Annotated in this window: 19 protein-coding genes; 6 read left to right on the forward strand and 13 right to left on the reverse strand. The window is 62.9% G+C overall.

Annotated elements, in window-relative coordinates:
* Positions 1–35 precede the first annotated feature (35 nt).
* Both Pla111_RS17045 and ettA read right to left on the reverse strand, forming a co-directional pair.
* The gene (locus Pla111_RS17045; RefSeq protein WP_197524631.1) at positions 36–206 is read right to left on the reverse strand and encodes a hypothetical protein; all 171 of its coding nucleotides are present in this window, start codon (positions 204–206) and stop codon (positions 36–38) included.
* A gap of 284 nt (positions 207–490) precedes the next feature.
* Entirely contained in the window at positions 491–2,167 is a 1,677-nt protein-coding gene (ettA, locus tag Pla111_RS00470; protein ID WP_146570333.1) for an energy-dependent translational throttle protein EttA, read from the reverse strand.
* Positions 2,168–2,476: 309 nt separating this feature from the next.
* On the opposite strand from ettA, the gene Pla111_RS00475 reads away from it, so the two are divergent.
* Positions 2,477–3,742 carry a PQQ-binding-like beta-propeller repeat protein gene (locus Pla111_RS00475; RefSeq protein ID WP_197524632.1) on the forward strand — a complete coding sequence of 422 codons (1,266 nt, stop codon included), beginning with the start codon at positions 2,477–2,479 and terminating at the stop codon, positions 3,740–3,742.
* Between the two features lie 57 nt (positions 3,743–3,799).
* On the opposite strand, the gene guaA is transcribed toward Pla111_RS00475, so the two are convergent.
* Positions 3,800–5,392 (reverse strand): glutamine-hydrolyzing GMP synthase, encoded by a 1,593-nt coding sequence (gene guaA, locus Pla111_RS00480; protein ID WP_146570335.1) that lies wholly within the window; start codon positions 5,390–5,392, stop codon positions 3,800–3,802.
* A gap of 230 nt (positions 5,393–5,622) precedes the next feature.
* Here guaA and surE point away from each other — a divergent pair, with 230 nt between their 5' ends.
* The 3 genes from surE (at position 5,623) to Pla111_RS00495 (ending at position 8,110) form a co-directional block, all read left to right on the forward strand.
* Positions 5,623–6,450, forward strand: a complete 828-nt coding sequence (gene surE, locus Pla111_RS00485) for a 5'/3'-nucleotidase SurE (protein ID WP_146570337.1) — start codon at positions 5,623–5,625, stop codon at positions 6,448–6,450.
* 191 nt (positions 6,451–6,641) lie between these two features.
* Positions 6,642–7,130, forward strand: coding sequence for a hypothetical protein (locus Pla111_RS00490; RefSeq protein ID WP_146570339.1), 489 nt, complete (start codon positions 6,642–6,644; stop codon positions 7,128–7,130).
* A 113-nt stretch (positions 7,131–7,243) separates the two neighbouring features.
* The gene (locus tag Pla111_RS00495; RefSeq protein ID WP_146570341.1) at positions 7,244–8,110 is read left to right on the forward strand and encodes a hypothetical protein; all 867 of its coding nucleotides are present in this window, start codon (positions 7,244–7,246) and stop codon (positions 8,108–8,110) included.
* A gap of 31 nt (positions 8,111–8,141) precedes the next feature.
* Here Pla111_RS00495 and Pla111_RS00500 read toward each other — a convergent pair whose 3' ends face one another.
* From Pla111_RS00500 to Pla111_RS00520, 5 genes are all read right to left on the reverse strand, one after another.
* The gene (locus tag Pla111_RS00500; RefSeq protein WP_146570343.1) at positions 8,142–8,681 is read right to left on the reverse strand and encodes a hypothetical protein; all 540 of its coding nucleotides are present in this window, start codon (positions 8,679–8,681) and stop codon (positions 8,142–8,144) included.
* A 77-nt stretch (positions 8,682–8,758) separates the two neighbouring features.
* Positions 8,759–10,108 (reverse strand): sigma-54-dependent transcriptional regulator, encoded by a 1,350-nt coding sequence (locus tag Pla111_RS00505; RefSeq protein WP_146571518.1) that lies wholly within the window; start codon positions 10,106–10,108, stop codon positions 8,759–8,761.
* A 104-nt stretch (positions 10,109–10,212) separates the two neighbouring features.
* Positions 10,213–11,847, reverse strand: coding sequence for a sensor histidine kinase (locus tag Pla111_RS00510; protein ID WP_146570345.1), 1,635 nt, complete (start codon positions 11,845–11,847; stop codon positions 10,213–10,215).
* A gap of 260 nt (positions 11,848–12,107) precedes the next feature.
* Entirely contained in the window at positions 12,108–13,286 is a 1,179-nt protein-coding gene (locus Pla111_RS00515; RefSeq protein WP_197524633.1) for an LptF/LptG family permease, read from the reverse strand.
* 244 nt (positions 13,287–13,530) lie between these two features.
* Entirely contained in the window at positions 13,531–14,868 is a 1,338-nt protein-coding gene (locus tag Pla111_RS00520) for a PP2C family protein-serine/threonine phosphatase (protein ID WP_146570349.1), read from the reverse strand.
* Positions 14,869–15,046: 178 nt separating this feature from the next.
* Here Pla111_RS00520 and Pla111_RS00525 point away from each other — a divergent pair, with 178 nt between their 5' ends.
* Positions 15,047–15,745, forward strand: a complete 699-nt coding sequence (locus Pla111_RS00525) for a PEGA domain-containing protein (RefSeq protein WP_146570351.1) — start codon at positions 15,047–15,049, stop codon at positions 15,743–15,745.
* A 16-nt stretch (positions 15,746–15,761) separates the two neighbouring features.
* On the opposite strand, the gene Pla111_RS00530 is transcribed toward Pla111_RS00525, so the two are convergent.
* The 5 genes from Pla111_RS00530 to Pla111_RS00550 form a co-directional block, all read right to left on the reverse strand.
* Positions 15,762–16,910 (reverse strand): MlaD family protein, encoded by a 1,149-nt coding sequence (locus tag Pla111_RS00530; protein ID WP_146570353.1) that lies wholly within the window; start codon positions 16,908–16,910, stop codon positions 15,762–15,764.
* A 30-nt stretch (positions 16,911–16,940) separates the two neighbouring features.
* Positions 16,941–17,789, reverse strand: coding sequence for an ABC transporter ATP-binding protein (locus tag Pla111_RS00535; protein WP_146570355.1), 849 nt, complete (start codon positions 17,787–17,789; stop codon positions 16,941–16,943).
* Positions 17,786–18,667, reverse strand: a complete 882-nt coding sequence (locus Pla111_RS00540; RefSeq protein ID WP_261342106.1) for an MlaE family ABC transporter permease — start codon at positions 18,665–18,667, stop codon at positions 17,786–17,788. The genes Pla111_RS00535 and Pla111_RS00540 overlap by 4 nt, the downstream gene beginning before the upstream one ends.
* A gap of 208 nt (positions 18,668–18,875) precedes the next feature.
* On the reverse strand, positions 18,876–20,465 hold the full coding sequence (locus Pla111_RS00545; RefSeq protein ID WP_146570357.1) for a hypothetical protein: 1,590 nt from the start codon (positions 20,463–20,465) through the stop codon (positions 18,876–18,878).
* A 62-nt stretch (positions 20,466–20,527) separates the two neighbouring features.
* Entirely contained in the window at positions 20,528–21,232 is a 705-nt protein-coding gene (locus Pla111_RS00550) for a hypothetical protein (RefSeq protein ID WP_146570359.1), read from the reverse strand.
* Positions 21,233–21,977: 745 nt separating this feature from the next.
* On the opposite strand from Pla111_RS00550, the gene Pla111_RS00555 reads away from it, so the two are divergent.
* On the forward strand, positions 21,978–23,408 hold the full coding sequence (locus Pla111_RS00555; protein WP_146570361.1) for a PQQ-dependent sugar dehydrogenase: 1,431 nt from the start codon (positions 21,978–21,980) through the stop codon (positions 23,406–23,408).
* Positions 23,409–23,456: the final 48 nt, after the last annotated feature.

The following is a 23,456-nucleotide window of genomic DNA, read 5'->3' on the forward strand; positions in this document are numbered from 1 at the left end:
ATTTTCAGGGGAAAAAAGGGCTGCGAACGATGCCGCTACCGCTTCTTGCCGGCTTTCTTTTTTGTCGCTTTCTTAGCGGTCTTCTTCGGCGACGCCTTCTTAGCGGCAAGCTTCGTGGTGGTTTTCGCCTTGGTCTTTTTGCCGCCAAAGACTTTATCCCAGCCTTCGGCGTACTTTTCGTTGGAACCGACGCGGATCGTGCTCATCGCTGCTTGTGGGGTTGGAAAAAAGTGATGATCGGTTAATTAAGGCGCGGTGAGAGACGCTCCGGCGAGTCCGCTCCGAGGACCGCCCCCCACGGAGTGGGGGGGGGGCGGCGGTGCCGCGCTGGTGACTCACTTCGTCACGGCGGAATCGCGTCCGTCGCGGCGGGAACATGTGGCTTGGCGGGGACATGGCCTAAGCTGGGAGATGGCCTGCCGGCGGCATCGCTAAGCGGCGACATGGCGTGAAGCGGTTCGGCCCCACCATAGCCAGCGACGCAGAGTGCTCAGCTTTGGACCAGCTTCTTGTACTTGAAGCGCCGAGGCTCGTTGCCGTCCTCGCCCATCCGTTCGCGACGTTGGCTCTCGTAGACCTGAAAGTTGCCCTCGCACCAGTGGACGTAGCCGTCCCCTTCAAACGCGAGAATGTGGGTCGCCAGACGATCGAGGAACCACCGGTCGTGGCTCACGACGACCGCGCAGCCGACGAACGTGGCAACGGCTTCTTCCAAAGCGCGAAGCGTGTCAACGTCGAGGTCGTTGGTCGGTTCGTCGAGCATCAGCACGTTCGAACCTCCGCGGAGCAGCTTGGCTAGGTGCACGCGGTTGCGCTCACCACCGGAGAGGACACCGACCTTCTTCTGCTGGTCGGCCTTTTGGAAGTTGAACTTCGCGACATAAGCCCGGCTGTTGACCTGCTTTTTTCCCATCTCGATGAGATCCAAGCCTTCGGAGATTTCCTCCCAGACCGTCTTGTTGGGATCCAGATGGTCACGCGACTGATCGACGTAGCCCAAGGCGACGGTCGGTCCAAAGGTGAGCGATCCGCTGGTCGGCTGCTCCTTGCCCATCAGCATCTTCAACAGCGTCGTCTTGCCGGCACCGTTGGGGCCGATGATGCCGACGATGCCCCCCGGCGGCAGGCGGAAATTGACGTTCTCGAATAGCACGTTGTCGCCAAAGCTCTTCGAGAGATTCACCGCCTCGACCACCTGATCGCCCAGCCGCGGGCCCGGGGGAATCTGGATCTCGAGCTCTTCGGAGCGCTCCTCGAACTCCTCGGAAACCATCTTTTCGTACGAACTGATGCGGGCTTTGCTCTTAGTCTGCCGCGCCTTGGGCGAGCTGCGGATCCATTCGAGCTCTTTCGCCAGCGTCTTCTGACGGGCCGACTTTTGCTTCTCATCCTGTTCGAGCCGCTTGGCTTTCTGCTCCAGCCAGCTCGTATAGTTACCCTCCCACGGGATGCAGCGACCGTACTCGATTTCCAGAATCCAGCCGGCGACGTTGTCCAAGAAGTAACGGTCGTGCGTCACCGCGACGATCGTGCCGGGGTACTCTGCCAGATGGCGTTCCAGCCACAAGATGCTCTCGGCGTCGAGGTGGTTGGTCGGTTCGTCTAGCAGCAGCAGATCGGGCTGCTCGAGCAGGATCTTGCAGAGCGCAACGCGGCGCTTCTCGCCGCCGGAGAGCTTGGAGACGTCCGCATCGGCCGGAGGCAGATTAATGGCGTCCATGGCCACTTGGATCTGGCGCTCGAGCTCCCAGGCGTTTTTGGCGTCGATCTTGTCTTGCAGTTCGGCCTGCCGGGCTCCGAGCTTCTCGAAGTCCGCGTCCTCATCGCCGTAGGCCTCGTTGATGGCGTTGTATTCGTCGAGCAGGGCCTGGGTGGCGGCGACCGCCTCCATGACGTTGCCCATCACATCCTTTTCGGGGTTCAGGTGCGGCTCTTGCTGCAACATGCCCACGGTAAAGCCGTCCGAAAGCTCGGCCTTGCCATCGAACTCTTTATCGATCCCGGCCATGATGCGGAGCAGCGTGCTCTTGCCAGCGCCGTTGCGGCCCAGCACACCGATCTTGGCCCCTGGGTAGAAAGCCAGCGCGATCTCTTTGAGCACCTCGCGCTGGCCGTGCTTCTTGGTCAGCCCCGAGATCTGGTAGATGTACTTCTGATTGGGCGGCATCGTTACTTACAGAACAGAACGGGAGAGGCGGGGGAGCGTGGGTCAAAAGCGGTTACTCAGGCGTAACGACGATTTCGCCTCGTCATGGGGCAGAGCAGCGTTTGACGCTCGAAAAGCCGATTCTATCAGTCTCTTGCCCGGTCTGTCAGCCGTATCTCTGCCTGTCTGCCGGCCGCATCGACAGGTCGCCCCCCCGCTGCTCCACCAGCCGCTAGCTTAAGCCCCTCTCTGAACGGCAGGTGGTAGGCGATACGCTAATCAGGCGGTCAACTAGGACTGCTTCCGAAGACCCTGCTGTTATCACGCACGATGAGCCACATAATGCCGTTCCTTACCAAGACCGCCCGCCACGCCCTGAGCAGGGCCGCCCTGCTGGCCGGTCTGACTGTTCCAGCCCTTGCGGCCGACTGGCCCCAATGGCTTGGTCCGCAGCGCGACGGCCTGACGGCCGAGACCGGCCTGCTACAAGCGTGGCCCGAGGGAGGACCGCCGCGCGTCTGGCTGTTTCGCAATACGGGCTTGGGCTACGCCGGTCCGGCGGTCGTTGGCCAGCGTCTGTACCTCATGGGCTCGCGCAACGGGGTCGAACAGCTGCTCTGTCTCGACGCCGCAAGCGGCGAAGAACAGTGGGCCACCGACCTGGGCTCCGAGTACGAAAACGGATGGGGCAACGGTCCCCGCGGCACACCAACCATCGATGGCGACCGGATCTATGTGCTGGCCGCTAAAGGCAACCTGGTGTGCCTCGAGCTTTCGACCGGGAAAATCGTGTGGAAAACCAGCCTGACCGACCTAGGCGGAGAAATTCCCACGTGGGGCTACTCCGAGTCGCCGCTGATCGACGGCGAAAAGCTGCTCATCACGCCCGGCGGCGACCAGGGAGCCATCGCCGCGCTCGACAAGCAGACCGGTACGGTGCTCTGGCGGACCAAGCCGCTGGACGATGTGGCGCACTACTCGTCTTTGGTTATAGCGCGCCCGCACGGCAAGAAGCAGTACGTTCAGTTGCTGGTAAGCCGACTCGTGGGGATCGATCCCGAGTCCGGTGGCGTGCTCTGGCAGGAGCCGTGGGAGGGGCGGGTGGCCGTGATTCCGACACCCGTGGTGAGTGAGAACAAGATCTACGTCACCAGCGGCTACGGCACGGGGTGCCTGCAAGTTGAGATCGACCACGCCGGGGCGGCCCAACGGGTCTACGAGAACAAACTAATGAAGAACCACCATGGCGGCGTGCTGCTAGTGGGAGATCACCTGTACGGCCATTCCGACAGCGTCGGCTGGCTGTGCCAGGATTTCGTCAGCGGAGAGCGAGTGTGGCGCGAGCGGAGCGCGTTGGGCAAGGGAGCGATCGCCTACGCCGACGGCCGTTTTATCTGCCTGAGCGAAGACACGGGCGAAGTGGTCCTGATCGAGGCGTCGCCTGAGGGGTGGAACGAGAAGGGACGTTTCACGCTCACGCCACAGACCGAACTGCGCAAGCCCAAGGGAAAGATCTGGACCCATCCGGTGATCGCGGACGGCAAGCTCTATCTACGCGATCAGGAGTTGCTGTTCTGCTTTGACCTACAGCGCTAGCGTGCACAGCGATAACTCCGCGAGCGGATAGGTGCCGTCGGCGATACCGTCGCGCGCTCACTCCCACTCGATCGTGCCGGGCGGCTTGCTCGTGATGTCGTACACCACGCGGTTCACGCCGGGCACTTCGTTGATGATCCGCGTGCTGATGCGGCTCAGCAGGTCGTGCGGCAAGTGGCTCCAGTCGGCCGTCATGAAGTCGTCCGTGTTGACGCTTCGCACCGCGCAAGCGTTTTCGTAGGTCCGGCTGTCGCCCATGACGCCAACGCTCTGCACCGGCAGCAATACGGCGAAAGACTGCGAGGTCTGCCGATAGAGGCCCGCCGCCTTGATCTCGCCAACGACGATCGCGTCTGCTTCGCGGAGCGTGTGCAGCTTGTCGGCGGTCACCTCGCCCAGGCAGCGCACCGCCAAACCGGGCCCGGGAAACGGGTGGCGCCAAACAATGTCCTCGGGCAAGCCGAGCTGCAATCCCAACCGGCGTACCTCGTCCTTAAACAGGTCTCGCAGCGGCTCGATCAGCTCAAAGCCAAGCTCTTTCGGCAGACCACCCACATTGTGGTGCAGTTTGATGGTGGCGGCGGGTCCGTCCTGGGCAGCGCCGCTCTCGATCACGTCCGGATACAAGGTTCCCTGGGCCAGGTACTTCGCCCCCTGAACCTTGCCGGCTTCTTCTTTGAAGCAGGCGATGAACTCAGAGCCGATGCGGCGACGCTTTTCCTGCGGCTCGACAACGCCCGCAAGCTGCTGCAGGAAACGCTGCTCGCCTTCCACCACGTGCAAGTCGGTCTGAAAATGCTCGGTAAACTCGCGTTCGACCGCCGCTCGTTCGTCCTTGCGCAGCAACCCGTTGTCCACCAAGATACAGGTCAGCTGCGGTCCGATCGCTTTGGCGAGCAGCGCAGCAACCACCGCCGAATCGACTCCGCCCGACAGACCGCAAATCACGCGGTCGGAACCGATCTGCGCGCGCAGCGCGGCGATCGTCTGATCAGCGAAATCTCCGAGGCGCCATGCGCCGCTGGTCTTGCAGACCTCACGCAAGAAGTTGCCGAGGATCGTCGCACCCTCGACTGTGTGGGTCACTTCCGGGTGGAACTGCAACCCGTAGACCGGCAAGCGGTTGTGACGGACCGCGGCGAAGGGGCACGTGCCGGTGCGCGCCAGGGGGGTGAAATCATCGGCGATCTGCTGCACCTGATCGCCGTGGCTCATCCACACCTCGGTGTGCGAATGCACGTCGCGGAAAAGGTCGGTGGCGTCGGTCACCTCGCAATGCGCTCGGCCATATTCACGACTCTCGGCACTCTGGACGCGTCCGCCGAGCGCCTCACACGCCAGCTGCATGCCGTAGCAGATGCCCAGCACCGGCACGCCGAGCTCAAAGAGCGCCGGATCGCACCGCGGGGCCCCTTCGGCGTACACGCTGCTGGGCCCGCCGGACAGGATGATCCCCTTGGGGGCCAGCTCGGCGATGCGGCTAGCGGGCAAGTCGTGGCGGACGATCTCGCAGTAAACGTTCTGTTCGCGGACCCGTCGGGCGATGAGCTGGGCGTACTGCGATCCGAAATCGAGCACCAGAACACGCTCTTCAGCGAGCGTGATGGCAGAAGACCCGTAGGTCGCGGCAGAGGTCGGAGCGGCGGTCATCGGGTCAGTCCGTGACGGAAATAGTCGGGCGAGAGTCGGGTCGCACGGGTCGTGGCGACACGGGGGCCGATTCTAACGGTCGCGCCGCCAGCGAGCCACCAGCCAAGCCGATTGCTTGTTTTCGCTAATGACACGGAGCGCTTATGATGAGGGCTGCGGAAGCTGTACGGCTCCGAGCCGACACGCCCCCCGCCCCCCGCCCACCGCACACCCCAAGGAGGGGCCCTCGCATGCGAATCTTGCTCACCAACGACGACGGCATCTACGCCCCCGGCCTGCTCGCGATGCGCGACGCACTGGCCGAGCTGGGCGAAGTGACCGTTGTGGCACCGGCCACCGAGCAAAGTGGAGTCGGTCACTCGATCACGTTCTTGACGCCGCTCATGGCGGGTCAGGTCTATGTGGACGACGAGCTGCGTGGCTGGGCGGTCGAGGGCTCGCCTGCCGACTGCGTTAAACTGGCTGTCGCCAAACTGTTTCCCGCCGCGACGAGCGATCCCGAAGCACGCCCGGACCTGTTGGTGAGCGGGATCAATCACGGGCTAAACGCCGGCATCAACGTGATGTACTCGGGCACGGTCGCCGCTGCGACCGAAGGGGCCCTGAACGATATCCCTTCAATCGCCGTTTCGGTCGAGTACGAAGAGCACCCGCACTTTCGCTCCGCGGCGAAGATCGCGACCAATCTGATCCGCCAGATGCTGGATGCCGACGCCTGGCGTGACCACCTGCTTTACAATCTGAACTTACCGACAACGGCAACGGTGACCAGCGTGATGGGGCCGCCCGAATCGACCGAGGTGCGCATCACCCGCATGGGATCGACGCGGTGGGACTCTGCGTTCGAAGAACGGATTGATCCCAAAGGGCGGCGCTACTACTGGACCACCGGCACTCCCCCGACAACGCCCCCCGGCGCGGACACCGACGTGACCGCGATCACGGAGGGGGCCATTTCGCTCACTCCGCTGATGATCGACCGAACCCGCCACGACCAACTCAATGAGATGCAGACCTGGAACCTCGCTGCCGGCGAGGGCGTTCCGTCTCGCGGCTGATCGGCAGCCAATCTCGCTCCATGAAACACTCCCCCCTAACCTCAGTCTTCTCCCCAACGGACGGGATACTCGCCATGCCCCCCCTGCCCCGCTCAACTCGTCAGCACGGTATACGTCGCTCATTAGGCCTGCTGGTATTGGCGTGTGCGCTGACCGCTGGCTGTGGCGGAAGCGGCGAACCCTCGCCACAGATGGCTGACCTAGCAAAGCAAGCCAACCAGCAAGCGGCCGCTCAAGCGGAGGCCGCGGCTCGGCGTGCGGAAGCCGCCGCGCGCGAAGCCCAAGAGCAGAAACGGCGAGCCGCTGAGAAGCTTGCCACCGAATCGCCCAGCGCGGTGACGATCGATGACATGTCGCGCGGTGACAAGATCCAGGGTTCCGGCGTGCTGAAGACCCCCATCAAGGCGGGCATCCGAGCCGAACAGAAGCTGAACCTCATCCAGGTTGAACAGGCTTTACAGCTCTTCTGGGGTTTCGAGGGCAGGTACCCGAACTCGCACGAGGAGTTCATGGAGAAGGTCGTTGAGTTCAACGAGCTCCAGCTCGAACCGCTCGAAGAGCCCTACGAGTACTGGTACAACGCCGAGAGCCACGAACTCTGGAAACGCGTCAAGCCCGCAGTGGCCGAAGCGGCAGCGGCCGAAGCGGCCGAAGAGCAACCAAGCGAAACGAACAACTGAGCTTCCTCTTCCCCGCGGATAACGAACCACGCTTACCAACCTTTTTCCCTAACACCAAATCTCTTACCCGACTGGCAGGGACGCCCGTACCTCTCATCTTTACGGCTCCCGCCATGCGTACTCTTCTTCTGCTGATCGCGCTCGCCGCTACGGTTTCGCCTGTCGCGGCGGACTGGGTCTTTGCCCCGAGCAACTACACACACAACCCGGCAACCGGTACGCGAGTGGCGCAGTACGCCCAACCAGCACCGGTCGAGGGCCTGCCCGATCCGCGTGATACCGCCAGCCGCTACTGGCGTACGCGCACCAACCTGCGTGGCGTGGATGGTTCGGTCGATACCGTTTACGACGTCCGCAGCTTTGGCAGCACGCAGGGTGCCTTTGACGCGCAACGCGAGCGCGGCCTCGATGCGTCACTGCAAACGCTCGACGCGCTGACCCCGTTCCGCCACAACCCCTACCTGTTCTTTGGCGGTATGCAGGGATTCGGCTACGGCCTGCCCGGTTACCCGGCGGCCGTACCAGGAGCATCCAACGATACACCTTACGGTGCCGCACCAGGATCGCCGAACGCTATCGATGGGTGCGAGTGCCCCCATTGCGTTCACTGCCGCAACGCCGCGACCGCACCGAACCCGAGCGTCGGCCAACCCGGTTCGGCCTATCCCTACGCACCGCCGACGGGTTTCGTGGCACCGGTCCTCCCCTATGGATTTGGCTATCCAGGCTTTGGGGGCTATCCCGGCTGGGGGGGCTACCCGGGCTGGGGCTACCCGGGTGGCGGCTACGGCGCGGGAGGCCCCCTGCCACCCTATGGATACGGCCCCCAGGGGGGCTTCCACGGGCACGGCCCGGGAGCCGGACACAACGCTTGGCCGCCGAGCTCGGGCCCCGGCCCCGCCGGGCACCCTCACGGCGGATACGGAACGCCGCCCTACGGGGCAGGCCACACGGGTTATCGCATTCCGCGCGCCGGATAAGCTCCGCTCGCTTGCTTGCAAGGCCGTGTGGCTAGCGTGACAGCTTGGCGGCACCCTTGCGCCAATCTTCGGCTGCCGTGTAGTCGGTGAAGCGCCAACGATCGTCACGCTTGACTAGCCGCAGCGTCAGCCCGTCGAAGTAGACGCCTGTCGCCCCGGTCGACTGATGGGTGACCTTGATAACCGGCTTGAGTTCGGCGGTCGCGGTGTTGTCGTTGATCGCAACGCGCACGCGGCCCCCTTCTCCTGCGGAGAGCACCCGAAACATGGGCATCAGTGTTTGAGCATCGGCCTGCATATTGCTGGCCGCGGGATCGAGCAGTGCGATCACTGCGGGCAAATCGTTGTCGGCGATCGCGTCGAACAGATCGTGCACCTCCGCACGCACCGCTTCTGCCGACGTGACGATGCTGCGCTCAGCTATTAGTCCGCCCGCGGTGAGTAGCACCGCTACCCCCACGGAAATCAATGCCCCGAGCGAGCGCGACTGGGTGTAGAAAATTCCGGTCGCGGTGAGCAAGAACAGGCCGATGGCCGCGACGAGTGTCGGGCTTTCTAGCAGTACCGCCATGATCGAGCCTTTCCAAGAGAGCTGCCTTGGCCTCCGCCTGTAATAGCGAACAGCGCGGCGGATCTCCGTTTAGCTTATCAGGCGACCTTAAGAGTTGCTTCTGAATTGAGCTTGTTGTAGAGCGTTTTGAGGCTGATACCGAGCTCTTCGGCAACCTTCGGTTTGGATCCGTCATTCCGTTCGAGCGACTCGTGGATGGCCTCCATCTCAAGCTCACGGAGTGTCATGGGTCCGCGCGAACGTGCGTTTCCGCTGAGCTGGCGGCGATTGAAATGCTGCGGCAGATCGTCGACCGTGATGGGACCCGACTCGCACAAGATGGTCGCGTGCTCAACCACATTGGCTAGCTCGCGCACGTTGCCCGGCCACACGTGACCACGCAGAGCCTCCAAAGCTTCGTCAGTAAACTGCTGCTCGATCGGCCGCGCGCTCGGACGAAAACGTTTGAGCAAGTGCTCTGCCAAGGCGGGCAGATCGTCCAGACGCTCGCGCAGTGCCGGCAGATTGATCTCAAAGGTGTTGATGCGGTACATGAGGTCCTCGCGGAACTCATCGCCCGTGACCATCTCCGCCAGATCGCGGTGCGTCGCGCAGACAACCCGTACATCGACCTTCATGGTTTTGTTCTCGCCGACCCGGCGGATCTCGCGGCTTTCCAGCACGCGGAGCAGCTTGGCCTGCATCGCCTTGGGGAGCTCACCAATCTCGTCGAGAAAGATCGTTCCGCCCGAGGCGACCTCGAACAGACCGATACGGTGCTCGTCGGCACCCGTGAAAGCCCCTTTGGTGTGGCCAAAGAGTTCGCTCTCGATGAGCGTTTCGGGCAACGCCCCGCAATTGATCGCGACGAAAGGCTTTTCGGCCCGCGGGCTGCGGTCATGCACCGCACGGGCGACCAGCTCTTTGCCCGTGCCGGTCTCTCCGAGCACGAGTACGGTGGACTCGGTGCGGGCGACCTTATCGATGAGCGTATTCACGTGGGCCATGCCACGGCTCTGGCCGATCAGCTGCGGCGAGCCTTCGATCCGCTCAAGCCGGCGCTGCAGTGCATGGAACTTCTTCGTCAGGTCACGCTTGGCTGCGATTCTTTGTAGCAACGCCTCGATATCGACCAGCTTGCAGGGCTTCGTCAGGTAGTCGAAGGCCCCGCAGCGGAGCGCCGAGACCGCGCTCTCCATGCTGCTCTTGCCGGTGATCACAACCGCCTCGGTCGATGGCGACAACTCCTTGAGCCGAGCGATCACCTCGACGCCGGTCAGGCCCGGCATGTCTTGATCGACGAGGATCGCGTCATAAGTGTTCTTCTCGATCGCGGCGACGGCGGTAACGCCATCGGGACAAACCGTCACGGTATGCCCCATGCGCGGCAGCTCGAGCTTCATTAGCTCTTGCAGTGAGCCCTCGTCGTCAGCGAACAACAAGGACAAGCCCTCTTGCTTGGGAGACGACTTGCTTGGGGAATCGGACATCAGTAGTCAGGGGGTAGAGTAACCGGGCCGCGAGGCAGCGTGTCTTGCGGCGGAGCGGAGTGTTAAGCAGCGGAAGCGATCGCACCGACGGTTGCGGGGAGCGTGACCGTGAATTGCGAGCCACGCCCCGGACCCGCGCTGTCGGCGACGATCTCGCCACCGTGCTCCTGAACAATGCGGTAGGTGATCGACAGGCCGAGCCCGGTCCCTTGGTTGCCGCGGCTGCGTGTGAAGAACGGTTCAAACAGGTGCTGCTTCACCTCGTCGGTCATGCCGCAACCGTTGTCGGTCACCGCGACAAGGGCGTTGCTGCCGTGCCGACTAACCTGCACCGTGACACGGCCACCGGCGTTGAGGCTATCGAGGCCGTTGGTCACGAGGTTGAGCACCACTTGTTTCAATTCTTGGCCGTTAACTTCCGCAACAACCGACGGACCGGGCGTGAGCTCGACGCTCTTGTCCCGATACTTGCCGAGGTGCGAAACCATATCGATCACGCCGGCGGTGAGCTCGCGCAGATCGGTCGGCCGTCGCTCGGAATCACCCATCCGCGAGTAATCGAGCAGCCGTTCGGTGATCTCTTTGCAGCGGAAGGACTCCTTGCTGATCATCTCCAGATAGCGGCGCACAATGGCCCACTCGGGATCGCTCGGGTTGTCGCCCGCGAGCGCTCCGAGGCGCCCTTCGAGCGACTCGCTGCACATGGCGATCGAGGCGAGCGGGTTATTGATCTCGTGCGCTACCCCCGCCGCGAGAAAGCCGACGCTCGCCAGCTGCTCGCTGCGGACAACCTCGCGTGTGCGGGCTTTCACCTGCTGATCGAGTTCGTCGCGCGTCTGCTGGAAGTGGGCCATCATGGCGTTCATGGCCTCGGCCAGTTCTCCCATCTCATCTTGCGAACGCAGGTCGATCCGATGGCCAAAATCGTCGGCGGCTACCTTGCGTGCCCCTTCGGCCAGCAAGCGCAACGGCCGGGCGATCGTACGCCGGAACATCTGGACAGCGAGCGCCAGCAGACCGAGCACCATGACGAACGTCACCCACGAGAGCGTGATCGCTCCGTGGTATTGCGAACGCACCTGATCGCGGAGCTCTCCCAAGCGGGTGTGAAGGTGCCCTGGAAGCTGGGTCGCCAGCTCGCGCAGCTCCTCGATTTCTTGCTGCAAGGCGTCGGTTTCGCCGCTGCCGTTGTCGAGAAAGAACGTGTCATCAAGCCGCCCCGCGCCGATCCGCTTGAGCGTGGCGTCGATCTGGGCGAGGGTCTGACGCTCTTGGCGGTCATCGCCGATGCGATCGCTGCCGCCATCGTTCTGGTCGAGCCGTTCGCGATAAGCTGAGAGCGTGTGCTTGAAGCTCTCGAACTCGTAGTGAAACTCGCCGCGGAGCACCGCCTCGAGCGGGTCGGGCCCCTCGTGCTCGGGCCGAGCTTCGTCGTCGGGGTAATGATAGTCGTGGCTCAAACGGCTGCGCAGCAGCGAGCGCTCGCGTGCCTGGCCGAGCTTAACCCGGAGATTCGCCACGTGCTGGCTCAGCTCGTTTGCCAGTGGCAGCTCTGTGGAGCGCTCGGCGAGCGACTTCACCAATCCCCGATAGGCGTACAGGCCGTACATTGCCGCCGAGAAAAGCGCAACGGTGCTGATCGCTAAAAGCGCAACGCCTACGCGCAGCTTCACACGGATTGATTGATTGGTGAGCACGCGTGACCTCCCTGTCACGTTGAGTCGGGCCCCATCGTTTCCGGCCGCGTACGCCAACGGCGGGCGGTCGTTCGCGGCTGTTGGGCGCTCTTCCTTGAGAACCCGCCAGGGCGAGGTAGGGGAACTTAGCAGCGGCCGGCCACCGACGACAACGACAGTTCGGCCCAAACCCAATCGCCGGCACGCCGGTTGCTAGCGGATCGCGTCCCAAGGCGTGGCGTCGCTCAAGCGTGATGGCCCCCCCTGAGAGGGCCGCCGGCTTAGTGCCGCGCGACACGCCGCATCATGCTTAATCCCCACAAGGCCAGCACCAGATTGCCGATCCAGACGGCCGCGGGCGAGATATCGCCCGCTTTCGCGTGATCGACGCTAACAATTAGCAAGGGGTAATAAACCAGCAAGATGGGCAAGAAACACAAGAAGAAGCTGGCAAGAAACTCTCCTTTCTGCCGCAGGATGGCCATCGGAGCCCCCACCATCACAAAGCACAAACAGCTAAAGCCGTTTGCCCATCGACGAAAGGGTTCAACCGAAAGTCGCCGTTCGCGGTAATGGAGCTCGCCGATCAGGCGGGCATTCTGCTCACGCTCTGCAACTCCCAGCCGGCTGGTATCGCCGGTCATTAAACCGAGCATCTGCTGGGCTGCGTGGTCACGCTGCGCCAGATCGGTCTGACGCCGCATCTCGGCCCGTTCAGCACCGATCTCCGCCAGCGCGTAGTTAGAAGGGCTCCGCGAATCCGCTTCGTCGAACAGCTCTGCCAAGTCGATTTCATGGACAAAGACCGAGGGGTCGGCGTATTTGATCGGCCCCTCAACGTCCAGGTCGCGGAAAGCTACCTGCAGCTTCTGTTCGGCGGGGATCGACCGCATCTCGGCCGCGGCAGCGGAAATGGTGATCGGCTCGCGGCCCCCCTTGCCCTGCACCGTTAAGGTCGGGCGGATCAGCAACCGATCGCGCACATCGACCACGTTGATCCTGACTCCCTCGGCCACGTAACTGCGATGCAGCCGGAGCTGTCCGTAGATCACTTCTTCGAGCGATTCAACAAACACCCTTTGAACTCCCAGCCGCCCCCAAGAGACCGCCAAATCGTTCACCCCCACCGCGACAAAGCTGGTGGCAGCCGCCACGATCAGTGTCGGCCCGATAATCTTCCAGGGCGAGATGCCCATCGATTTGAGCGCCACCACCTCGTTGAAGGCCGAGAGTCGGCCGTAAACGCTGGTCGTGGCAAGCAACATCGTGCCGGGCACAGCAAATTGCATGGCCTGCGGCACAAGGTAAGGTGCCATCCGCAGCAGGGGTCCGAGCCCAAGCCCCTTGTTGATCGCTTCGCGACCCACCAGCGCTAGGAAAATGAGCGCCGTCAGCCCCGCGAGCGTTAGGAAAAACACTTGCAGAAGCTCGACAATGATGTACCGAGTAAGGATCCGCACGCGGTCTCCGAGCACGCCGAGTAAAAGTGATTCGCTACGACCGTCAGCGGTTCTTCAGCCGCGACCGCACGCTTCGCAAGCGAGGGGAGAGGCCAAACTGCTCCGGTGCGCAAGAAGGTAGCAGCGTCTCCGATCGCCGAAAACGACAGTTCTGAACCTGGCCGAGGACCGCGTTGACCCGTGATCGACGCGGTCACGCCGAAACGATGCGTAAGGCCCGCCTATATGCCGATCGCGACCCGCTCTAATCGATCCGGCCTGGCGTTACGGCCCGATACCGATGCGTGCCATCGTCGGCACGAACGAGTTGCATCAACTTGCGGATAACTGCCGCATAATCGCGGATTGCGGCAGCGAAGTTGCCCGCTTCGATCGAACGTTCGGCCCGCTGCTGGAGGGGCTCCACGGGAGACCAATCCAGCAGCGGTGCCGTGCCAATCACGACAGGCGAAGCGATATCGCCGAAGTGATTGCTATCGTTTGTCTCTTCGCCGCGGCACAGCAGCGCCAGCTGATCCACCAACTCGCGGAGAGTTTGGGCGGTTTGGCGAAGATCATGGCAGTCTTCGGAGCGATAGGGGCCGTTGCCATACGGCCCCTCCATGATCCGTGGGAGCTGAGGTTCCGACACACCGCTTGAGCGTGCCAGCGCGATCGCCGACCCAATCCCACAGGCAACCGCCGAAGCCATAAGTGCTTCGCTGGGGCCGAACGCCAGCGACCACAAGAAGACCGCCAAGGCGACCGTCGCGATTGCCGCTCCCGCCGCGACGCTAGGCTCGATGCCACGGGAAGAGACGATGCCGGGAGTCTGCCGAAGTGCGGAAACCTGAGCCACGATCACCGAGATGTTGTCAGGACCGCCGCGGAGGTTGGCGATATCGACCAGCGTTTGGGTAGCCTCTTCGGGATCGAGCTCGCCGATGAGGCTTCCGGCGAGGGCGTCTTCAACGACTCCGGTCAAACCATCGCTACAGAGCAGGAAGGTGTCGCCGTCTTGCAAGTCGTGGGGACCTTCAAGATCGACGTTCACGGTCTCGTTGGGGCCCAGGGAACGCGTGATGACGTTTTTAGGGATGCACGAGGGAACGCGGTCTTGGCTAACATTGCTAGCGGCCGCCATTTCCCAAACCAAGCTGTGGTCAAACGTCAGCTGCTCAAGCTTGCCGCCCCGCAACCGGTAGACGCGGCTGTCGCCGACGTGGCCCACCATCGCGGCATCGGCGGAGAAAGCCAAGCAGCTACAGGTGGTGCCCATGCCGTGAAACTCGGGCGCAGAGTTCCCTTTATCGTGGATGCGTTGGTTGGCTTCGCGGATGGCGTTCCGCAGCGCCGCGGGGGCCGACAACCGGCACTTGAGAAAGCTCTGGGGGATGACATCGGCCGCCATGCGGCTGGCGAGCTCACCAGCGGCGTGGGCCCCCATGCCATCGGCCACCATCAAAAAAGCCTCGCCGATCGGGGCCACGGTGCCCTCGACGGGGGTCGCCGAGAGCGAATCCTGGTTGTTCGCGCGGCGCATACCGACATCGGATCGACTAGCGTGCCGAAGCGTGAACGTGGTTGATGGCGTTGCTGGCATCGGCTCCCCAGTCAGAAGAAAACCTATTCTAGCTGCACGATCGCCCGACCAACAGCCAATGGCTGGCCTGGAACCCCAAGAGCGGGGCGAGTAAAGTCCGCCGCGCCCCTTGGGCCTAGAGAAGCCTTGGAGCCAGGGCTTTCTCCGACCAGCTTATTTCCCCCCCCGAGCCTTTGCCGTGCTGCGCGAATCCGCCAACCGACAGCGCTCCTCTCGCGTCGCGACGCGGGGGCTGCTTTTGTTGCTGGCGATCCTGTGCATGACACCCACCGGGTGCATCCGGCGACGGCTCACCGTTCGTAGCAATCCACCCGGGGCCACGGTCCAGCTCGACAACCAACCGATCGGCGTCACACCGGCTTCGACCGACTACGTGTACTACGGTACCCGCGAGGTAAAACTCTCGATGCCCGGTTACGAAACGCTAACCGTCAACCAGCCCCTCCCCACACCGTGGTACGCCTGGCCGGGAGTCGACTTCTTAACTGAAAATCTGTGGCCCTTCACGATCGAAGATAAACGCGAGGTGAGCTTTAATCTGGCGCGCCAACGCATGGCACCGGCCAACGAGATCATCGGCCGGGGCGAACAACTCCGCCGCCAAGCTGCCCCGCAAGGCGTGGCACCGATCGGAGCCGCGGCAGGAGTTCCACTGAACAGCCCCTTCGGAAGCTCACCGCTCTTTAGCGCCCCGGCGCCTTCGGTGGGGTTGCCCGCGGCACCAGGTTACAGTGGGCCAGCCACCGCACCGGGCACATTTGGTGCCGCCCCCACGGGGCCACCGGCGCTAGCCCCCAGTGCAGCGCCTTTGACACCGCTGTTCACACCACCTCCCGCGACCAATCCGGCACCGCCACCGGGAGCGTTTCGCTACTAGCGCGGCATGGAGTGGATTACTTGAGGTGCGGCCCCTCGTTCAGGGCACCCCGTACAATCGAGCCCGGGTTGCGAGCGATCTTATCCATGAAGACCCGCGCGTCGTAAATCGGTGCGCGCAGCTCCTTTGCTCGATCGTAGATCTGAGCGAGCACCAGATTCGCATTCTTCATGAGTGTCGAGACGTTGTCGTAGAGCGCCGGATCGTTCACCAGCCGCCCGATCGTGCCTTCGCTCTCGCTAAGAGCACGGACGAACGCTTGTGCCTCGGTCAGCGTCGCGTCAAGACGCTCCACAGCCGAGATCGCTAGTTGCGCAAGTTCGGGCCCGCGGTCTCCCAAGGGCTTGGTTAGGCCTTCGAGATTCTCGAGGTTGTTCTCCGCGCTCTGGACCACCCCCGAGAACGACGAAAGCGTTTGCTCGGCACGTTGAACGGTGGAACGGGCTTCGGCGAGCAGCGCCGGAACGTCGCGCGCGGCCGAATCGAGCCCCTCGCGGAGCACCGGGTCGTTCACTAACGCATCGATATCCGCCGCTGTCTTCTGCAGCAGTGCCATGGTCTGAGTGAACTGATCCATCGCGGTGCGCGCGTCATCGACGAGGGTGTCCACCTGGCCTTTCGCCGCGTCTTTGCCGAGCGACTCATTGATCCGATTGGTCAAGCTCGCGACACCGTCTGCGGCCTCGCCAATTGAAGCGATTGCCGGACCGACATCGACCTGCAAGCTGGTGAGCGCCTCGATCGGGTCGGGCAAGGCCATTCCGGTGATCCGCATGCCCGCTTCAAGCGGTTGCGGCTGGCTGCCGGCTGGCAACCCGCCCGCATTCGAGAAATTGATCACCGCATCGCCAAAGAGGCTCGATGGCTGTACGCGGCAGGCATCCGTCTGATAGATCGGGGCACCCGGCTCGATGTTCATCCGCACCAGCACCCCGCCGTCGGCGAGAAAATCGGTTGAAGCCACGCGGCCGATCAACACACCGTCTTTGCGTACGGGAGTGTTCACGCCCACGCCCGGCGCACGGTCAACGCGCACCTCGATCGGATAAGGCGCACCGGTCAAACGAAACGCCGTGCCGGTGTTGAGCGCGACGAGTAGCACGGTGATGACAAGTGCCATCAAAGCAACGACGCCGACACGAAACTCTTGAGTGCGTTCGTTCATAATGTGATTCGTTCTTGTTGGCGGCGAGGCTCAGTCCGCCGCAACAGAAAGACTCAGTTCCTCAAGACGGTCGCGGGCTTCGCCCCGCACGAACTGGGTGACGCGCTGGTCGTTGGAGGCGTCGATCCCCTCCGGCGGACCGTCGTAAACGATCTGCGGCTCGCCTCGCAACAAACGCGACACCGGGTACAGCATGATGATCCGGTCGGCTAGCTTGCGTGCGCTGTGCATATCGTGCGTCACCACGACGCTCGTTACGCCCTTACGGCCCTCACGCGTGCGGAGGATCAGCTCGTTGATGACGTCGCTCATGATGGGATCAAGACCGGTCGTGGGCTCGTCGTACAGCAGCACCTCGGGCTCCATCACCAGAGCCCGCGCCAAGCCGACGCGTTTACGCATGCCCCCCGATAGCTGAGCGGGCTTCTTGGTCATCACCGAGGTGGGAAGCCCCACCTCGTGCAAGCGTTCGATCGCCGCCTGATAGGCCGCCTCGCGTGTCGCGCGGCGGTGCTCGATCAGCGGGAACGCAACGTTCTCCGCCACCGACAGGCTGTCGAACAACGCCGCGTTCTGAAACACAAAGCCGTAGCGTGTGCGTGCCGCTGTTAGCTCCCGATCGGTCAGCCCTGCCAGCGGTCGCCCACAAAACGAGACGACACCCTGCGTCGGTTTAACCAAACCGATGAGCGACTTCAGCAAGACGGTCTTGCCGCAACCGCTCTCGCCGATGATGACCAGCGTTTCTCCACGGGGCACGCTGAGCGTCAGGTCGCGCAGCACGGCCTGTTCGCCGAAACGGACGCTCACACGGCGCACGTCGAGCATCGACGAAACAACGGCCGGATCTGGAGCAGACGGGGGTGTCGAAGCGCTCATCCGATCGCGACCTCCCCCGGCCAGATCAATTGATACAGGCTATCAAGCGAGATGCTCAGCATCAGATCCAACGCGAGAATCACAACAAACGCCTGCACGAACGCGATCGTTGCGGCGCGGCCCACCCCTTCGGCACCCGCTGCCGAGTGGAACCCGCGATAGCAACTGATAACGGCGATCGCGACGCCAAAGAAAACACTCTTGGTGACACCGTAAAACAGGTCCCACACGCCGGTCGATTCCTGCGCGTTCGCGAAGTAGAAGTAGGGGTCCACGCCAAATACGTGCACACAATAGAACGCCCCGCCCGCGACCCCCATAAAGATGGCCATCAGTGTTAGTGCGGGGATCATCAGAAAGCACGCCAACAATCGCGGCACCACCAGGTGCTGAATCGGGCTGGCTCCCATCGAGGCCAGTGCGTCGATCTGCTCCGTCACGCGCATCGTGCCGATCTCGGCAGCGATCGCGCTACCAACGCGTCCGGCGAGCATCGTGGCAGCCAGAACGGGGCCCAGCTCGCGGTACATCGACAGGTTAATCATCACGCCCAGCCGGTTCTCCATGCCGAACCGCTCGAACTGGTTGTACGACTGTACCGCCAGCACCATGCCGATGAAGGTGCCCGTCAGGGCCACAACGGGCAAGCTGCGGACGCCGATCTGATAGAGACTCGTTACGACGAGCTGACGGCTCGGCACTCGGCGGAAGAGCCACGCCAACGTCTGCCCAAAGAACAGCGTGAAATCGCCCAAACCGGCGATCAATTCGACGATCATCGTCCCCAGATCGGCGATCGAATCGCCGACCGCCGCACCCAAGCCGCGTGCGTCGCTCGGGGCGTTGCTAGCGGCGTCAGAAGCCATGGTTGATCGCATGTTCGAGTCGGGGCGGACCTTCGGCGCACGCCGAGAGGACTCCACCTCACTCTATCGATCGTGACACCTGGGCAGCTTGAGAAGACCCTGCGGGCCACGCGGGTTTGCGCTGCGCTCACCGCTAGCAGTTGAGCGGCGTGTGCCATGACCCTTGCTGGTGACGCCGAGCAATCGATGAGAAGGTAGGCCTCATCAGCTTGGCGCACTGCTAGCGCCGCCTTGGACGCCGCGCGCCCAGTCTGCCACCACTTAGCGCCAAGCAGCTGAGAAGGCCGATCGTTGTCGGCTCGGGGATAACCAGCGTAAGAATTACTTCAAAGACCTCGCCGCTGGCGGCGGAGAGCCCCGTCGGGTTGCCGAACACGTGGGGGGCGTTCGCCACGATGCCGCCAAAGACATAGCCGATACGGATACGCCCCTGGGCGTCAGCCCCACCAGCCAGCGCGTCGAGATCCAGCACGCCGTTGCCGTACACCTGTAGGTTCGGATCAATAAAGAACTCGGCGTTCGATCCGAAACGCATCGGTTCTCCGCCGTCGGTCAGCATCTCGGGAAACGCTCCCAGATAGTGCTGCTCATAGCTGCCATCGGCGCGGCGCACCACGGCCGACATCTGGCTGGTGTTGGGCAGTCGCTGGTCGGTAACAAAGCCGTTCGCGTCGGCTGCGGTGCTCGTGGGATCGTACTCCTGGAGCGTGATGCCGCCGAACAGCAACTCGTGCATGTCGCCTGTCGCGGCGGAGAACAGGCCGGCCTTGGCCGAGTGATAAACGTTCATGCCCTGGCGAAACACCGCCGGGCTGGCGTCGAGTACGCCACCAGCGTTGAGCGGATCAAGGCCCTCTTCGATCTGGGTCGGCTGCCCGGTGGCGTCGATCTCGACCGGCACGGTCCAGTAGCCGTTGGTCGGAGTGAAGACGCCTGCGAGCACCGTGATCCCTTCCACCAGCGAACCATCGGCCTGCTTCTCGAGCGTCGGATAGACGTTCAGGTCACGACGACGGAAATGTTCCTGTGGCGTGCTCGCGGCAACGGCCGTCAGACCAAGCGTTGTGCCATCGTCTTGCACCGTGAACGTGCGAACCTGCTTGGTGTACTCACCGTTCAGGCTGCCGCGGTAGCGGCCCTGATAATCTTGACCGAACACCAGATGCATCTGGCCACCGATCTCGTAAAGATCGCCGCCGGTGACCGCCAGCAGGGGATCGCTGACCTGGCGCACGTGATCGGCCGCCATTCCCATGCCCCCCTTGGCCCAATCGACCAGGCCGGGCAGGTCGATCGCCGATAGGGTCGAAAACGTGCCGCGACTGGTTTCGTCGCTCGGGTTGTTGTCACCGTAACCGCCGATCATGAACAGCGTTTCGCCGACTTGCTCAAACTGCGCGTTGGCGGTCGAGAGCGACAGCGCTTCCAGCGGCGAGAATCCGCTATCGGCACTGGCGGCGTCGTAGGAACGGCTCCAGGTTTGACGCGTTACGGGATCGATCACCCACACGCTGCGGTTCTGCCGACCACCGGGGACTTGGCTCTCGTTGAGGTCGAAGCCGTGCAGACCGTTTGTCAAACCCGCGAGCACCACCCATTGTCCGTTGAGCTCGCCCGCGACGAATGAGTGGACGGTGGGTACGCTCGCCCCGGCCATGTCGTAACGGCGCAGCTCAACCTGGTACGGCAGACCACCGCCGACGACGACCGGCGTGGTCGTCGCGGTCTGGTTAACCCCCAGCGCAGGCGTAGCGAACGCTAGGGCCAAGCAGCCGACAAACCGTGACGAGAAGGTGCGACGAAGCGACATCGAGAAATTCTTGCAGAAGGAAAATCAAACACGGTGTCTGAACTGAGCGCGGCGTATCGCCCTTAGCAGACGCGGCGGCGCAGGAAAATCAGCGAACCGATCACGAGGGCAGCGGCGGTCGGCTCGGGGATGACAACTGCACGAAAGTTATCGATCTCTAGCGTTGCAGCGACGACGTCTCCCTGAGGCGAGCCCGAGCCGCCGAAGCTGAGCATCGGCAGGCCGCCTGCGCTAGACAGCAGCCGGAGCTGTTTGACGTTGGCGAGCGTGTTGGCAGGGTTCGCGTCGCCTCGCAGCACTGCGAGTTCTTCGGGGCGGATCGAAAAATCAATGCTTGTCCAACCGCTGCCCGAGGGAACCGTAACGGGGGTTGTTGTGCTGACCCACGATCCATCGCTCACGTCCGTGCCGCTGCCGATCGTCAGATAGAGAACCAGGTCGGTGGCTCCGGGGTTAGCGATGTCCACCGAAAAGCCAACGTAGCCGTCGGCCAGGTAATCGCCCTGCCACTGATTGCCGGCGGCGTTCATCGGAAGGACCATCCGTGAGTTTGGCCCGCCGAAGCCATTGGAGGCATAACGCAGAAAGATATCGCCCGCGCCCGCCGGACCGCCGTCGGAGATCACCACGATCGATTGTGAGGCAGATCCCCAGTTTTGAGTGGTGCCATCCTGAAAGTCGTCCACCGGCGACATCACCGCGGCTTCAGACACCACAGGAAATGACGCCAGGCCGAGGAGCAAAACGATTCTTGGGAGCAGATTCATGGTCGGTACCGCCAGAAGGCGTTAGGGAGAGGTGTCAGATGCGGAGATGACGCCGGGGGAGGCGCTGGGTTTGTGAAAGCAGGCAGCCGCGGCGCGGATCGTTTTTCTCATCCCGTTGCCCCACAACCCTGTCTCGGTGTCGTCACCATGCGAATCCGTTACGGCTTCGGCTGCTGCAAAGCACCGAATGCCGACCCTTCGCAAGCGCGAAGAACGGTCCTACGAACGGCTGAAGACCGCACGCGGCGTGCGGCTCGCTCACACGGCGTTGCCAAAATCTCGGACCCAAGAAACGCAGGGCCCATTGATCAAGCAACGCCGAACAACGGCGGCGACAAAGAGCGGGCACGGAAGGCAAGAAGGACTGTCGGCGGCACTCAGAGAGCACGCGGAGAGTCAGCAGGTCCGTGCAGCGGCATTAGCGGAAAGCGTGTAGGGAGGCCGAAAGAACCCTTCCAGACTAATACAAGCCCTCTCCGCTGCAAGCCACATGGGCCGCGAATCAAAGTATTTTTCGTTGATCTCTTCTGGTGCTTTGGCTCTGAACCGAGGAAATCAGCCCCGATTTGGTTGACCAACGCGATCCGCGGAAGCTAACGTCAATTGCTTCCGAACCGCTCACGACTATCGCGGGGACGCTTGCCCACCCGCCGATCGATGCGGGCGTTGAGTCGGCCGTCGCCGTGCTCGGAGAGTCACTCCCGCTGCTGCAGAGCGCTATCGCTCCCCCCTTAGGCAATACCTCATGAGACTCATAGCCGGCTGCTTTTTCGTGCTTTCGCTGTTCGGCTCGCAAGCTCTGGCGGTGAGCCTACAGGCTCAACTGCTCGCCGAGAATCCGGTCAGCGAACCGATGTTCGCCATCGCGGCACCGGGGAGCCCCGACCACATCTTCGTTGGATCCCGTGGGACGATGGACGTGGTCATTCTGGATCGAACGACCGGGCAGACCGTCAGCACCTTCATGAATTTGCCGAACGCTACGCCGGTTGCTCAGGATGGTTTGCTCTCAATGGCATTTCACCCCGACTATGACACCAACGGTCTGTTCTACACCTACACCTTCAGCAATACCGATCCGTTTGTGCGAGTGACCGAACGCCGCCGCTCCGTCGCGAATCCGCTGATCGCCGATCCGACTTACGAGCGGCAGATCTTCGAGATGCCGAACGAGCGGCGCAGCCACAACGGTGGCTGGGTCGGCTTCAGCCCGCTCGATGGCTACCTCTACGCCACCACCGGCGACGGCGGGGTCAACAACGGCGCGGCCAACGGCCTGCCGGCGCAAGACCCGTTCGACCTGCACGGCAAGCTGCTCCGAGTGGATGTCAACGGCGACAGCTATCCGGCGGACCCTACTCGCAACTATGTGATTCCGCCCACGAATCCCTACGCCGACGGGGTCGCGGCAGACCCCCGCGTGTTTTCCTTGGGGTTGCGCCACTCTTTCCGGGCGGGATTCGATTCGCAAACGGGTGATCTGTACATCGGCGATGTCGGATCGGTCTACTTTGAAGAAGTGAATTTTATCCCCGGCGGCTCGACGGGGGGCCAAAACTTCGGTTGGCGCGCGCTTGAGGGTTCCGCCGACAACCCCTCGGTCAGCGATCCGGCCCCGCCCGGCGCAATCGACCCGATCCACGAATACGCGCGAGGATCCGGCGCCTCCATTGTCGGCGGGACCGTCTACCGTGGGAGCGCGATCCCCGAGCTGGTTGGCGAGTACTTTTTTGGCGATTACGTGCGCGACGGCATCTCGACTCTCCGCTACGAGAACGGGGTCGTAACGAGCGTTACCGACCGCACGCGGCAGCTCTTCCCCACGTTTAACTCGCTCGGTTCGTTGGTTTCCTTTGGCGAAGACGGCCTGGGCGAGATGCTGATTATCGACGTCCAGCGCTACGATATCTATCGTGTGGTCGCGGTGCCGAGCATTGACGGTGACTACAACGAAGATGGCTTCGTCGATGTGATCGACTACACGGTTTGGCGTGACAATGTCGGTGCCCCGGCGGGGACCCTGCCCAACGATCCCAACAGCTCCGTCATCGGCCCCGATCAGTACGCCACTTGGGTCGCGGAGTATGGCAGTGTCGCAGCTAGCGCGGCTGTCCCCGAGCCGAGCGCTCTGTTTCTTGTGGTGATTGGCGGCGCGTTGCTGGCAACACGCCGCTGAAGCACAAAAAAGAGCGACGCGTCACTCCCCCGGGGAGAGTGACGCGTC

It is taken from the genome of Botrimarina hoheduenensis (genome assembly GCF_007859815.1).
Classification (GTDB): domain Bacteria; phylum Planctomycetota; class Planctomycetia; order Pirellulales; family Lacipirellulaceae; genus Botrimarina; species Botrimarina hoheduenensis.